General features: G+C 72.1%; 15 protein-coding genes. 10 read left to right on the top strand and 5 right to left on the bottom strand.

Annotated elements, in window-relative coordinates:
• Positions 1 to 39 precede the first annotated feature (39 nt).
• Positions 40 to 354 (bottom strand): DUF3099 domain-containing protein, encoded by a 315-nt coding sequence (locus B0I32_RS45000; RefSeq protein WP_106250175.1) that lies wholly within the window; start codon positions 352 to 354, stop codon positions 40 to 42.
• Between the two features lie 98 nt (positions 355 to 452).
• Between B0I32_RS45000 and B0I32_RS44995 the strand changes: the two genes are divergently transcribed.
• Together B0I32_RS44995 and B0I32_RS44990 are read left to right on the top strand one after the other, a co-directional pair.
• Positions 453 to 665 carry a dodecin gene (locus B0I32_RS44995; RefSeq protein ID WP_106250173.1) on the top strand — a complete coding sequence of 71 codons (213 nt, stop codon included), beginning with the start codon at positions 453 to 455 and terminating at the stop codon, positions 663 to 665.
• Between the two features lie 170 nt (positions 666 to 835).
• The gene (locus B0I32_RS44990; protein WP_106250172.1) at positions 836 to 1,393 is read left to right on the top strand and encodes an arsenate reductase/protein-tyrosine-phosphatase family protein; all 558 of its coding nucleotides are present in this window, start codon (positions 836 to 838) and stop codon (positions 1,391 to 1,393) included.
• Positions 1,394 to 1,501: 108 nt separating this feature from the next.
• Here the strand turns inward: B0I32_RS44990 and B0I32_RS44985 are convergent, their stop codons facing one another.
• Positions 1,502 to 2,872 (bottom strand): metallopeptidase TldD-related protein, encoded by a 1,371-nt coding sequence (locus B0I32_RS44985; protein WP_245956460.1) that lies wholly within the window; start codon positions 2,870 to 2,872, stop codon positions 1,502 to 1,504.
• Positions 2,869 to 4,362: a TldD/PmbA family protein gene (locus B0I32_RS44980; protein ID WP_106250168.1), complete on the bottom strand. Its 1,494-nt coding sequence runs from the start codon at positions 4,360 to 4,362 to the stop codon at positions 2,869 to 2,871. The genes B0I32_RS44985 and B0I32_RS44980 overlap by 4 nt, the downstream gene beginning before the upstream one ends.
• A 77-nt stretch (positions 4,363 to 4,439) precedes the next feature.
• On the opposite strand from B0I32_RS44980, the gene fabG reads away from it, so the two are divergent.
• On the top strand, positions 4,440 to 5,135 hold the full coding sequence (fabG, locus tag B0I32_RS44975; RefSeq protein ID WP_106250167.1) for a 3-oxoacyl-ACP reductase FabG: 696 nt from the start codon (positions 4,440 to 4,442) through the stop codon (positions 5,133 to 5,135).
• A gap of 2 nt (positions 5,136 to 5,137) precedes the next feature.
• Positions 5,138 to 5,902, top strand: coding sequence for an enoyl-ACP reductase FabI (fabI, locus tag B0I32_RS44970; RefSeq protein ID WP_106250165.1), 765 nt, complete (start codon positions 5,138 to 5,140; stop codon positions 5,900 to 5,902).
• 53 nt (positions 5,903 to 5,955) lie between these two features.
• Here the strand turns inward: fabI and B0I32_RS44965 are convergent, their stop codons facing one another.
• Entirely contained in the window at positions 5,956 to 6,801 is an 846-nt protein-coding gene (locus B0I32_RS44965) for a hypothetical protein (protein WP_146178545.1), read from the bottom strand.
• Between the two features lie 169 nt (positions 6,802 to 6,970).
• Positions 6,971 to 7,918, bottom strand: coding sequence for an aldo/keto reductase (locus B0I32_RS44960; protein ID WP_106250162.1), 948 nt, complete (start codon positions 7,916 to 7,918; stop codon positions 6,971 to 6,973).
• Between the two features lie 64 nt (positions 7,919 to 7,982).
• Between B0I32_RS44960 and B0I32_RS44955 the strand changes: the two genes are divergently transcribed.
• From B0I32_RS44955 to B0I32_RS44930, 6 genes are all read left to right on the top strand, one after another.
• Entirely contained in the window at positions 7,983 to 8,669 is a 687-nt protein-coding gene (locus B0I32_RS44955) for an MSMEG_4193 family putative phosphomutase (protein WP_106250243.1), read from the top strand.
• Between the two features lie 9 nt (positions 8,670 to 8,678).
• Positions 8,679 to 9,227: a DUF3090 domain-containing protein gene (locus B0I32_RS44950; RefSeq protein WP_106250161.1), complete on the top strand. Its 549-nt coding sequence runs from the start codon at positions 8,679 to 8,681 to the stop codon at positions 9,225 to 9,227.
• Complete coding sequence (locus B0I32_RS44945; protein WP_106250159.1) at positions 9,224 to 9,988, top strand: SCO1664 family protein; 765 nt, start codon at positions 9,224 to 9,226, stop codon at positions 9,986 to 9,988. The genes B0I32_RS44950 and B0I32_RS44945 overlap by 4 nt, the downstream gene beginning before the upstream one ends.
• Positions 9,989 to 10,021: 33 nt before the next feature.
• Entirely contained in the window at positions 10,022 to 10,672 is a 651-nt protein-coding gene (locus B0I32_RS44940; protein ID WP_106250158.1) for an NRDE family protein, read from the top strand.
• 10 nt (positions 10,673 to 10,682) lie between these two features.
• Positions 10,683 to 11,906, top strand: a complete 1,224-nt coding sequence (mshC, locus tag B0I32_RS44935; protein WP_106250156.1) for a cysteine--1-D-myo-inosityl 2-amino-2-deoxy-alpha-D-glucopyranoside ligase — start codon at positions 10,683 to 10,685, stop codon at positions 11,904 to 11,906.
• Positions 11,907 to 12,128: 222 nt separating this feature from the next.
• Positions 12,129 to 13,094 carry an NAD-dependent epimerase/dehydratase family protein gene (locus tag B0I32_RS44930; protein ID WP_106250155.1) on the top strand — a complete coding sequence of 322 codons (966 nt, stop codon included), beginning with the start codon at positions 12,129 to 12,131 and terminating at the stop codon, positions 13,092 to 13,094.
• The last annotated feature ends 42 nt before the right edge of the window (positions 13,095 to 13,136 follow it).

Here is a 13,136-nt window from a genome sequence, read left to right as displayed (position 1 = left end):
AGCGTACACCTACAACCCATGGGATGCGTCAAGACTTAGTCACGACCCGATCTCGCGTCGATGCAGCGGTATCTCGGTTTGGTTAGCTTCGGGGGACTGAAAGGTAGGCGGCGGGCCTGCCTGACCCCTCTCATTGGCCCCGATTACCGCTATGTATGGCAAAAAGACCGCAGCCGCGATGAACAGCAGCCGGTACGGCCACGGCACCGGCACCACGACCGCCAGGATCAGGCAGATCGTGCGGATCCCCATCTTGATCAGATAGCTGATCTCACGCCTGCGGATGTCGGCCGTGAGCGACGGCTTGGCATCGGTGACCTGGTGCACATCTGCTTTCCTGCGCCACCCCTTCATGTCTTCCACGGTATCCCCCGAGGGTCGTGCCGGGCACGGCAGCCCGGCCCCGGGGCAGGGGTCATGCGATCATGGCCTTCGAGTAAGGAGGATGTGAGATGACGGATCGTACGTACCGCGTCACCGAGATCGTCGGCACCTCGGGGGAGAGCGTCGACCAGGCCATCCGCAACGGCCTGCGGAGGGCCTCCGAGACCCTGCGGCACCTCGACTGGTTCGAGGTGACCGAGATCCGGGGTCACCTGGACGCGGGAGAGGTCGCGCACTTCCAGGTCGGCATGAAGGTCGGCTTCCGCCTGGAGGACTCCTGACCCCGGCCCCCCGCTGACGGGCCGGCACAGCCTCGCCGCCGGCCCGTGATGGGCCGGCGCCGGTCCCACGCCTGCCTCTGACGGGCCGGTGGCGCCTCTCCGCCGGCCCGTGGGCCCGCTCGCGCGAAACCGCCGCCCGCGGGCGCTCCCGAGCCGTTAGATTGACGCTCGTGAGCAGTGAGTTCCGCATCCTGCTGGTGTGCACGGCCAACATCTGCCGTTCCGCCATGGCGGAGGTGATCGCACGGGCGATGCTCCATTCCGCGTCCCTGCCCGTGGCCACGAGCAGCGCGGGGGTGCGCGCGCTCGTCGGCCATCCGATGGCCCCGCACGCCGTCGCCGCCCTCGACCGGCTCGGCCTCGACGGCCGCGCGCACCGGGCCAGGCTGCTGGAGCCCGCCCTGGTCAGCTCGGCAGATCTGCTGCTGACCATGGAGAACGCGCACCGAGCCACCGCGGTCGGCCTCGACGCGGCGGCGGCGCGCAGGACGTTCACGCTGCCGGAGTTCGCCGCGCTCGCGGCGGGGGCGAGCCAGCGGCGCTACCGCTCCGACACGACCGAACGGGCGCGGGCGATCGTCGAGTCCGCCGCCGAACGCCGCGACGCGCGTCCCGCCCCCGAGGTCTACGACCCGTACGGCGGCCCGCCGGAGGGCTACGCGACGTGCGCCAAGACGCTCGGCGAAGCCCTCAGCCACGCCCTGGCCGCCCTCCTCGGCCCCCGCTGACCGCGCCGATACGCCAGGCCGGCCGGCGCGCGTGGAAGCGCCGAGCCGCCGAGCCGCACCGGGCGCGCCAGGGGACCGCCCGCGCGTGCGGAGATCCCCGGGAGCGGGTCAGCTGGCCTGGCTCACCGTGGACATGTTGAAGTCGGGCACCCGCACCGCCGGCATGATCGTCCGCTGGAAGTAGTCGTTCCACTCGCGCGGCAGCGTGCGCCCGCTCGCCCCCACCTCCGTCAGCCGCCCCAGCAGGTCGACCGGGCTCTCGTTGAAGCGGAAGTTGTTCACCTCGCCCACGACCTCACCGTGCTCGACCAGGTAGACGCCGTCGCGGGTCAGCCCGGTCACCAGCAGCGTCTGCGGATCGACCTGGCGGATGTACCACAGGCAGGTGAGCAGCAGCCCGCGCCGGGTGGAGGCGATCATCTCCTCCAGCGAGCGCCCGTCGCCGGGCGCCGACATGATCAGGTTGTCGATCCCGGGCGTCACCGGCAGCCCGCTCAGCTCGGCCGAGTAACGCGTCTGCTGCAGCGCCTCCAGCCGCCCTTCCTTGATCCAGTCGGTCGGTCCCAGCGGCAGCCCGTTGTCGAACACCGAGTTGCCCCTGCTGGAGGCGTGCGCGGTCACGAACGGCGCGCACGAGACGCCCTCGGCCCCGGGATCGCTCGACAGCGAGACCGGCAGCGCGCCCAGTTCCTCGCCCACCCGGGTGCCCCCGCCGGGCTTGGCGAACACCGAGCGCCCGTCGAGCGCGTCCCTGGCCTCCGCCGACCAGTACAGGTAGATCATCAGGTCGGCCACCGCACTCGGCGGCAGCAGCGTCTCATAGCGGCCCGCGGGCAGGTCCACCCGGTTCTTGGCCCACTGCAGCCGCTGCGCCAGCCCGTCGCCGAGCGCGGAGACGTCGACGTCGGTGAAGTCGGGGGTGGACACGCCGGCCCACGCCGAGCGCTTGAGGTCGCCGGACTTCGCGTTGAGCTCCAGCCGGCCGGTCGGCTGGTCGTGCCGCAGCCGCACGCCGGTGGACGTGCCGAGGAACGTCGAGGTCAGCGAGTGCTCGGCGAACCCGTACAGCTTCCTGCCGCCCGACTCGGCCGCCGCGAACGCGTCGCCGAGCGCGGGCGCGAACGCCTCGAACACCCCGATGTCGGTCGGCCGGACCTCCTCGTCCCAGTGCGGCGCGGCGGAGCCCGGCTCGACCAGCGGGCGCGCGTCCTCGGCCGGCCGCGCGTCGCGCGCCGCCGCGTCGGCCGCCGCCACCACGCCGGCGAGCTGCTCATCGCGTACGGCCGCCCGCGACACCACCCCCACGCCCTGCCCCGCGATCGAGATCACGGTCAGCCGGGCCGAACGGGCGACGCCGTTGGTGGTCAGCGTGTTGCCCGCGAAGCGCAGGTTGGCCGTGGACTCCTCGTCCACCAGCACCACGCAGCCGTCGTTGCGGGAGAGCCGCAGCGCCCTCTCCACCATCTCCTGCGGCCTCAATTGTTGCCCTCCTGCACGGTGTTGAGGATCCGGACACCCCGGAACAGCGCCGACGGGCAGCCGTGGCTGACCGGCGCGACCTGCCCCGGCTGGCCCTTGCCGCAGTTGAACGCGCCGCCGAGCACGTACGTCTGCGGCCCGCCGACCGCCTCCATCGACTGCCAGAAGTCGGTGGTCGTCGCCTGGTAGGCGAAGTCCTTGAGCTGCCCGTCGAGCCGGCCGCCGGTGATCCGGTACGCCCGTTGCCCGGTGAACTGGAAGTTGTACCTTTGCATGTCGATCGACCAGCTCTTGTCGCCGACGATGTAGATGCCCCGATCGACGCCCGCGATCAGCTCGTCGGTCGAGGGCCCGCCGGGCGCCGCCGCCAGCGACACGTTCGCCATGCGCTGGATCGGCGTGTGACCGGGCGAGTCGGCGAACGCGCACCCGTTGGACCGGCCGAGCCCCTTCAGCCGCGCCATCCGCCGGTCGAGCTGGTAGCCCACCAGGATGCCGTCCCTGACGATGTCGAAGCTCTGCCCCTGCACGCCCTCGTCGTCGTAGCCGACCGTGGCCAGGCCGTGGGTGACGGTGCGGTCGCCGGTCACGTTCATCGCGGGCGAGCCGTAGACGAGCTCGCCGAGCTGGTCGAACGTGGCGAAGCTGGTGCCGGCGTAGGCCGCCTCGTAGCCGAGCGCCCGGTCCAGCTCGGTGGCGTGGCCGATCGACTCGTGGATGGTCAGCCAGAGGTTGGACGGGTCGATCACCAGGTCGTACTCGCCCGCCTCGACCGAGGGCGCGGCCAGCTTCTCCGCCAGCAGCTCGGGCAGCCTGGCCAGCTCGGCCTGCCAGTCCCACCAGGTGCCGGTCAGGTATTCGTAGCCCCGCCCGACCGGCGGCGCCAGCGTCGACATGTCGTCGAACCCGCTCTCCGACGCCTTCATCGCGTTGAGCGCCGGATGCACCCGCACCCGCTGCTGCGTGGTCGACGTGCCGGCCGTGTCGGCGTAGAACTTCTGCTCCTTGACCTGCAGCAGCCGCGCCGAGACGTGGTCGGCGCCCTTCAGCAGCCCGGCCGACCACTCGGCCAGCAGGCTCACCTTGTCGGCCTGGGGCACCTCGAACGGGTCGACGTCGTACGCCGACACCCACACCGCGCCGGCGTGGACCGGCTCGGGCGCCAGCTCGACCGGCTCGCGGTTGATCGGCGCGCTCACCTCGGCCACCCGCACCGCCTGCTCGGCCACCCCGGCGGCGGCCTCGGGCGTCAGCAGCACGCCGGCCGCGAAGCCCCACGTGCCGCCCTTGACGACCCGCACGGCGTAGCCGAGGTCGTCGGCGTCGAGCGAGCCTTCGAGCCGGGCGTCGTAGAGGCGCAACGTCTCCGCCCTGACGCGTTCGAGCCGGAAGTCGGCGTGCTCGGCGCCCAGGTCACGAGCACGTTGCAAGGCGGCGTCCGCGAGCTGCCGCAGCGGCAGCTCCAGGAAATCGGGGTCGATCTGGCGCATGTCCACGATCCTAACCCTGCGATCTTGTCTCACCCGGACAAGCCGGTACCCGCCGGTAGGGGATAGCGTCAGATCCCATGGCACGCTCTGTACTCGTCACCGGGGGCAATCGCGGCATAGGCCTCGCGATCGCCCGTGAACTCGCCGCGGCAGGCGACGCCGTCGCGGTCACCTACCGATCGGGGGAGCCGCCCGAGAGCCTGTTCGGCGTGCGCTGCGACGTCACCAGCACGGCCGACGTCGAGGCCGCCTTCGACAAGGTCGAGGCCGAGCACGGCCCGGTCGAGGTCCTGGTCTCCAACGCCGGCATCACCAAGGACACGCTGCTGGCGATGATGAAGGAGGAGACCTTCACCGACGTCATCGACGCCAACCTGACCGGCGCCTACCGCGTCGCCAAGCGGGCGATCAGGCCGATGATGCGGCTCAAGCGCGGCCGGGTGATCCTCGTCTCCTCCGTCGTCGGCCTGAGCGGCCAGGCCGGGCAGACCAACTACGCGGCCTCCAAGGCGGGCCTCATCGGCTTCGCCCGGTCCATGGCCCGCGAATACGGCTCGCGCAACATCACGGTCAACGTCGTCTCACCCGGCTTCGTGGCCACCGACATGACGGCCGACCTCGACACCGAGGCGATCGTGGCCAACATCCCCCTCGGCCGGCAGGCGGCCCCCGAGGAGATCGCGCGCGTCGTGCGCTTCCTGGCCGGCGACGACGCCTCCTACATCACCGGCGCGGTCATCCCCGTCGACGGCGGACTTGGAATGGGGCACTGACAATGGGACTTCTCGACGGCAAGCGGATCCTCGTGAGCGGCGTGCTGACCGACGCCTCGATCGGGTTCGCGGTGGCCAAACTGGCCCAGGAAGAGGGCGCCACGGTCGTCCTGACCGGCTTCGGCCGCCTCAGCCTGGTGGAGCGGATCGCCAAGCGGCTGCCCGAGCAGGCGCCGGTGCTGGAGCTCGACGTCCAGAACACCGACCACCTCGACACGCTCGCCGCCCGGGTGGGCGAGCACGTCGACGGGCTCGACGGCGTCGTGCACTCGATCGGCTTCGCCCCGCAGTCGGCGATGGGCGGCAACTTCCTCAACACCTCGTGGGAGGACGTCGCCACCGCGCTGCAGGTGTCGACCTACTCCTACAAGTCGCTGGCCGTGGCCTGCCTGCCGCTGATGAAGGAGGGCGGGGCGGTGGTCGGGCTCGACTTCGACGCCTCCAAGGCCTGGCCGGTCTACGACTGGATGGGCGTGGCCAAGGCCGGCCTCGAGTCCTGCAACCGCTACCTGGCCCGCGACCTGGGCAAGCAGAACATCCGCGTCAACCTGGTGGCGGCGGGTCCGCTGCGCACCATGGCGGCCAAGTCGATCCCCGGCTTCCGCGAGTTCGAGGACAGCTGGCCGGAGAAGGCCCCGCTGGGCTGGGACCTCGGCGACACCGGCCCGACGGCCAGGGCGTGCGTGGCGCTGCTGTCCGACTGGTTCCCCGCGACGACGGGCGAGATCGTCCACGTCGACGGCGGCGTCCACGCCATCGGCGGCTGACCCCGCCCACCCCATCCGGCTGGTCGAGGCCGGCTGTTTCAGGCCCGGCCGGTTCAGGCCAGCCGGTGCCGTCCGTTCGAGCCGGCCCGTGCCGGCTCGAACGGGATCGACTCCGTGGGCTCCGTACGGTGCCGCCGCTGCTGCACGATCCGGGTCGCCAGCACCGCCGAGCCCAGCAACGCGATCGTCAGCACCGTCCCCAGCACGTCGGAGGCGGGCGGGCTGGGCCGTACGACCCGCTGATCCTGCATCGGCACCGCGAGCTCGTGCGAGAACGGGTTGGGCCACAGCAGGTCCACCCGGGGCTCCTCGGCGTGGGCCGTCTCCTGCTTCGGCGTGGGCCGGACGGTGTGCGCCTGCGGGGGCGGGCTCTGCGGGCGGGTGACCCGCGGTTGGGCCGGGGCCGAGGCGGTCGCCGTGGCGGTCGCGGCCCCCTGGCGGGGCCGCCGCTTGTGCCCGGCCGACGGCTCCGGCGTGGGCGGCGGGGTGAGCCGCTCGACGCCCTGCTGGTTGGCGCAGGCCAGCACCGGCAGGCAGTCCTCCCCTGAACGGCCGGGATCGGCCGTCCTGCTGGATCTGGGCCGCGGCGTCGAGGGCGTCGTGGCCGGCCGGTCGGGCGTGGACCTCGTGGTGGGCACCGCTTCGCCCACGCGGCCGAGCACTTCGTCGGTGGTCTTGTCCACCCCGTCGGTGAGCGGCTGTGTGGCGCCGCCGGTGAGCGTGTCGACGGTGCCGGTGACCGCGCCCACGACGTCGCACAGCGTGTTGGTCACCCCGGCGAGCAGGCCACCGTCGCGCGTGCAGTCCTGGGCCGCGGCCGAGGCGGCAGGCGCCGCCACCGGGACGGCCGCCAGCGCCACCGCGAGAACTCCAGCCGAGATCGCGGTCCTGCTCCCCATCCGTCCCCTCCTGCGTCGCTTCTGGAGGAAATCTTTATGGACATCGGACCTCAGACGCAGGCTTTTCGCGGGTAACGTTGCGATTCGGTACCGACTAGTGATACGCGAGAAGGTCTCTCGTTCCCCGGCGGCCGCCTCGGAGCCCTGGGGGCCATGGGGGCACGGCCGGTCAGTCGAGGGACGACACGTCATCGAGGGCCTCTCGGATCTCTATCGGCAGCACCACGTCCTCCGCCGGGAGGATGCCTTTGAGCTGCGCATGCGTACGGGCGCCGACGATGGCCGAGGCGATCCCCGGCTGGTCGCGTACCCAGGACAGGGCCACCGCCAGCGGCGACACGCCGAGCCCGTCGGCGGCGGTCATGACGGACTCGACCACCCGGCGCGACCGTTCGTCCAGATAGGGGCGGACGAAGTCGGCGAAGTGCGGGGTCGCGGCGCGCGAGTCGGCGGGGACGCCGGTGCGGTATTTGCCGGTCAGCACCCCGCGCCCGAGCGGCGACCAGGCCAGCACGCCGACGCCCAGATGAGCCGCGGCGGGCAGCAGCTCGCGCTCGGGCTCGCGGGCCAGCAGCGAGTATTCGGCCTGGGCCGCGGTGATCGGGATGCGGCCGGGGATCATCTTCTGGGTGACGGAGGCGGCGGCCAGCTGCCAGCCGGCGTAGTCGCACACGCCCGCGTAGACGGCACGGCCGGAGGAGACGATCGCGTCGAGCGCGGCGAGGGTCTCCTCCAGAGGCACCTCGGCGTCGTAGGTGTGCAGCTGCCACAGGTCGACGTAGTCGAGCCCGAGGCGGTTGAGCGAGTCGTCCACCGCGGCGATCAGATGACGCCTGGAGGCGTCGCGCGGCCGGCGGCCCGTCGGCGTCACCACGGCCTTGGTGGAGATCACCAGCTCCGAGCGCGGCACGGAGTCGCGCAACATCCGGCCCAGCAGCCGCTCGGCGTCGCCGCCGGTGTAGACGTCGGCCGTGTCGACCAGGTTGCCGCCCGCGTCGAGGAACGTGCGGAGCTGGGCGGCGGCCTCGTCCGCGTCGGTGTCACGCCCCCAGGTCATCGTGCCGAGCCCCACCCGGGACACCGACAGGCCGCTCAGGCCGACATAGCGCTGCTCCATGATCCCGCCAGGTTACCGTCCAGGCCGATGAAACGTTGTGATCGACGCCTGCGACACTTACGTGATGACCACGCTGCTTCTGGCCCGGCACGGGCTGACGGACCTCACCGGGCCGGTGCTGGCCGGCCGTACCCCGGGGGTGCATCTGAGCGAGGCGGGTAGGGCGCAGGCCGCCGCGCTCGCCGGGCGCGTCGCGAGCGTCAGGCTCGACGCCATTGTCTCCAGCCCGCTCGAACGTTGCCGGGAAACGGCGCAAGCGGTAGCGGAAGGACGGGAGACGGACGTCTCGACGGACGAACGTTTCATCGAGTGCGGCTACGGCACGTGGACCGGCCGGCCGCTGAAGGAACTGGCCGAGGAGCCCCTGTGGCAGGTCGTGCAGGCCCATCCGAGCGCGGCGACGTTCCCTGAGGGGGAGCCGCTGGCCGTGATGCAGCACCGGGCCGTGGCGGCGGTCAGGGAGTGGAATCAGCGCCTCGGGAGTAAGGGTGTCTACCTGGTCTGCAGCCACGGAGACGTGATCAAGGCGATCGTCGCGGACGCCCTGGGCCTGCATCTCGATCAGTTTCAGCGCATAACCGCTGATCCGGCGGCTCTCACCGTCATTCGCTATGCCCCCTTGCGTCCCTTTCTTCTCAGGCTTAACGACATGGGGGATTTGAGGCTTCCTGAGGATTCGGAGGAGAAAGACGGGGGAGAAAACATCACCGGGAGCGATGCCGCCGTCGGCGGCGGGCCCGGAACCACGTAAGGTCAGGCTATGCCGGTCTTCGACTACGACCCACCAGAGAGGTTCGTCGCCGGTGCCTTGGGGCAACCAGGCGCACGGGTCTTCTATCTGCAGGCCAGGGCCGAGGGCAGACTGACCACGGTGGCGCTGGAGAAACTGCAGGTGGCCGCGCTCGCGGGCAGGCTGGACGAGCTGCTCGACGAGGTGCTGCGGCTCAGCGGGGGCACCGCCCAGGTGCCGGCGCTGGCCCCGGCCGACCTGGCCGACGACGCGCCGCTCGACGTGCCGCTCGCGGAGGACTTCCGCGTCGGCACCATGGCGCTGACCTGGGACGCCGAGAAGGCGCAAGTGGTGATCGAGGCGCAGGAGGCCGTCGACGAGGACGATCTCGAACGGCCCGATCCCGCGGTGCTGCGCGTGCGCATCAGCGCGGGGGCGGCCCGCGCCTTCACCCAGCGGGCCCTGCAGATCGTCGCGGCGGGCCGGCCGCCGTGCCCGCTCTGCGGGCAGCCACTCGACGCCGCCGGGCATGTCTGTGTCCGTCTCAACGGCTACCGCGGGGGTGAGGCGGCTTCATGACCGCTCCGGAGAGCGAACCGGCCGTCAAGCACTCCCAGCCGCAGCTGATGCGGGACGAGGAGGCGCTGACGCTGCTCCGTGACGGGAGCATCGAGGTCGCGGGCCGCCTCGTCGAGGCGACCAACATGACGCTCTACTGCTCGGTCAAGCTGGGCGCGCGCTCGGCCGCCTGCGTCTACAAGCCCGTACGCGGCGAGCGCCCCCTGTGGGACTTCCCCGACGGCACCCTCGCCGCCCGCGAGGTGGCCGCCTTCGAGGTCTCGCAGGCCACCGGCTGGCGCATCGTGCCGCCCACGGTCTACCGCGAGGGGCCGTTCGGGCCGGGCATGTGCCAGCTGTGGATCGACACCGAGCGCGAGATCGACCTCATGCGGCTGGTCAAGAGCCGCAACCCGGTGGTGCGCCGGATGGCGGTGTTCGACGCGGTGGTCAACAACGCCGACCGCAAGGGCGGCCACCTGCTGCCGCTGCCCACCGGGCACGTCTACGGGGTCGACCACGGCGTCTGCTTCTCCGCCGAGGACAAACTCCGCACGGTGCTGTGGCAGTGGCGCGGCAAGCCCCTGGCCCGCGAGGCGGTGGCGGTGCTGGCCAAGCTGGAGCGCGACCTCGAGTCCGGCTCCCTGGGGCGCAGGCTGCGCGAGCTGCTGACGCTGGCCGAGGTCGAGGCCACCTGGCAGCGGGTCAGGCGGCTGCTCGACACCGGCGTGCATCCGTACCCGTCGGAGGGGTGGCCCGCCATACCCTGGCCCCCCATTTAACAGAGCGCGAAGCCGTTTATTACCCTTTGCCTCATGTGCACGCTGATCGTGAAGACCGGGCCGCGGCTGACACTCATGGGCGTGCGCGACGAGTTCGCCGATCGCCCGTGGGAGGGGCCGGGGGAGCACTGGCCCGACTACCCGGGCGTGATCGGCGGGCGTGACCTCAAGGCGGGCGGCACCTGGCTGGCCGTCCATCCGGCGGCCCGCCGCGCCGCGGCGCTGCTCAACGGGCACGGCAAGGCCGCCGAGGAGACGACCAAGGTCTCGCGCGGCGACCTGGCGCTCAAGGCCGCGTACACGGGAGAGCTGCCCGAAGGCGACCTGACCCGCTACGACCCCTTCCACCTGGTGCTCGCCGACCTGACGCGGGTGCGGCTGCTCAGCTGGGACGGCGAGCGGCCGGTCCGCTCCGACCTGCCCGCCGGCACCAGCATGGTCGTCAACTCGGGCCTGGACGACGAGAGCGAGCGGGTGCGCGCCTACCTGCCCCGCTTCCGTGACAGCGACGACTGGCGCGCGCTGATCGAGGAGGAGCCGTCCGCCGACCGCGGCGCGCTCATCATCCGGCACGAGCTGCCCGACGGCCGGCTCTTCGCCTCCCTGTCGGTGATGGAGGTCGCGATCGAGCCGGGCGAGGTCACGTACGAGTTCACCGACCTGACCGCCGATCGGGACGGATAGGCTCAAAGGCATGAGATCGTGGTCTGCCCAGAACGTTCCAAAGCTCCCAGGTGAGAGCATTCCGCTGAGTCTCTACGACACCTCCGCCAAGCAGGTGCGGCAGACCGACCCCGGCCCCACCGCCAGGATGTACGTCTGCGGCATCACCCCCTACGACGCCACCCACCTCGGCCACGCCAACACCTACCACGCCTTCGACCTGGTGGGCCGCGTCTGGCGCGACGCCGGCCACGAGGTCCACTACACGCAGAACGCCACGGACGTGGACGATCCGCTGCTGGAACGGGCGGAGCAGACCGGCGTCGACTGGCAGGAGCTGGCCGAGCGCGAGATCGAGCTGTTCCGCGGCGACATGGAGGCGCTGCGGATCCTGCCGCCGCGCGAATACGTCGGCGTCACCGAGGTCGTCGGCCGGGTGGCGGACCTGATCGCCAAGCTGGGCGCCAAGGGCGTCACCTACGACCTCGACGGCGACGTCTACTTCAGCGTGGCCGACGCCCCCAAGTTCGGCCAGGTGTCCGGCTACGACGAGGCGCAGATGACCGCCCTGTTCGCCGAGCGCGGCGGCGACCCCGAGCGGCCCGGCAAGCGCGACCCGCTCGACTGGCTGCTGTGGCGCGCCGAACGACCGGGGGAGCCCGCCTGGGAGTCCCCGCTGGGCCGCGGCCGCCCCGGCTGGCACATCGAGTGCACCACGATCGCCCTCGACCACCTGGGGCCCGGCTACGACGTGGCGGGCGGCGGCTCCGACCTGATCTTCCCGCACCACGAGTGCGGCGCCTCCGAGGGGCACGCCGCGACCGGCGAGTGGCCGTTCGCGAAGTTCTACACCCACGCCGGCATGGTGGCGCTCGACGGCGAGAAGATGTCGAAGTCGAAGGGCAACCTCGTCTTCGTCTCCAGGCTGCGGCGCGAGCACGACCCGATGGCGATCAGGCTCGTCCTGCTGGCGCACCACTACCGCGCCGACTGGGAATACGTGCCGGAGCTGATGGCCGAGGCCGAGCGCAGACTGGCGCGGTGGCGCTCGGCCACCGCCCTGGCGTCGGGGCCGCCGGCGGACGAGCTGCTGGCGACGGTCCGCGCCCGGCTGGCCGACGACCTCGACTCGCCGGGCGCGCTGGCCGCGATCGACGCCTGGGCCGAACGCGCCCTCACCGCCGGCGGCTCCGACTCCGCCGCCCCCGCCCTGGTCAGAGACCTCGCCGACGCCCTGCTCGGTGTCGCGCTCTGACCTGCCACCCCTCTCCGGCGCCCTGCCCGGCGCCGGGCTCTGATCCACCGCCCCTGGCCGATGCCCTCCTCGGCGACACGCTCTGACCCACCACCCCTGAAGGCCCGGCCGGAAACGGCCGGGCCTCACCTGTTGCCGGCCCTTCGACCGGCTCCCGTACGAGGAGCGATTCTGCCGTGCTAGCCTGATTGTCAGTTGCACTGATGATTTGAAGGGCTGACAATGATCCTCATCACCGGCGGGCTGGGCTTCATCGGCACGGCCACCACCCGCGCCCTGCTCGACCTGGGCGAATCCTGCGTGCTCGTCCAGCGCCGCCCCGCCGAGGTCCCCGCCGCCTTCGCGGCCGAGGCCGGCGAGCGGCTGTTCGTCGAGCGGGCCGACCTCCACGACGAGCGCGCGCTGCTCGGCCTCGGCGACCGCTACAAGATCACCGGCATCCTGCACCTGGCCGGCTCGATGCCGTGGCCGGCCGGCGGGCACGAACCGCTGGAGGGCGCGGAGCGGGCGATCAAGAGCCTGCTCAACGTCTACCGGGCCGCCCAGGAATGGCAGGTGCGCCGCCTCGGCCTGGCCAGCACCATCGGCGTGTACGGCGGCGCCGGTGTCGCGGAGGGCCCGCTGGCCGAGGACCTGCCGCTGCCGATGACCGCGCCCCACCCCATCCCCGGCTTCAAGAAGATCGCCGAGCTGCTGGCCGACCACCTGCGCCAGGTCATCGACCTGGAGACCGTCAGCTACCGCATCGGCGCCATCTGGGGCCCGCTCGGGCACAACCCGTCGCCGTTCTTCGCCGCGCCCCAGCTCGTCCACGCCGCCGTCCACGGCACCGCGCCCGACCTGTCCACGCTGCGGGGCGGCGCCCACGCCGGCGACGGCATCGACCTGTGCTACGTCAAGGACTGCGGCCGCGCCCTGGCCCTGCTCCAGACCGCCGACCGGCTCCGGCACCCCACCTACAACGTGTCCTCGGGACGCCTGACCACCAACGGGGAGGTCGCCGCGGCGATCAGGAAACTCGTCCCCGGCGCCGGCGTCGACCTCCCCGAGGGCCGCGACCCGGCCGCGGGCCGCACCTGGCTCGACACCACCCGGCTGCGCGCCGACACCGGTTTCGAGCCCGAGTACGACACCGAGCGCGGGGTCGCCGACTACCTCGCCTGGCTGCGCGCCGGCAACGAGCGCTGACCGCGCCTCAGCCTGCAGGGGACGCGCCCCAGGACGACGCGC

Origin of the sequence: Nonomuraea fuscirosea (genome assembly GCF_003001935.1) — a bacterium.
Classification (GTDB): Bacteria; Actinomycetota; Actinomycetes; order Streptosporangiales; family Streptosporangiaceae; genus Nonomuraea; species Nonomuraea fuscirosea.
The sequence above is the reverse complement of the archived record's forward strand: the minus strand, read 5'-3'. Positions and strand labels throughout refer to the sequence as shown.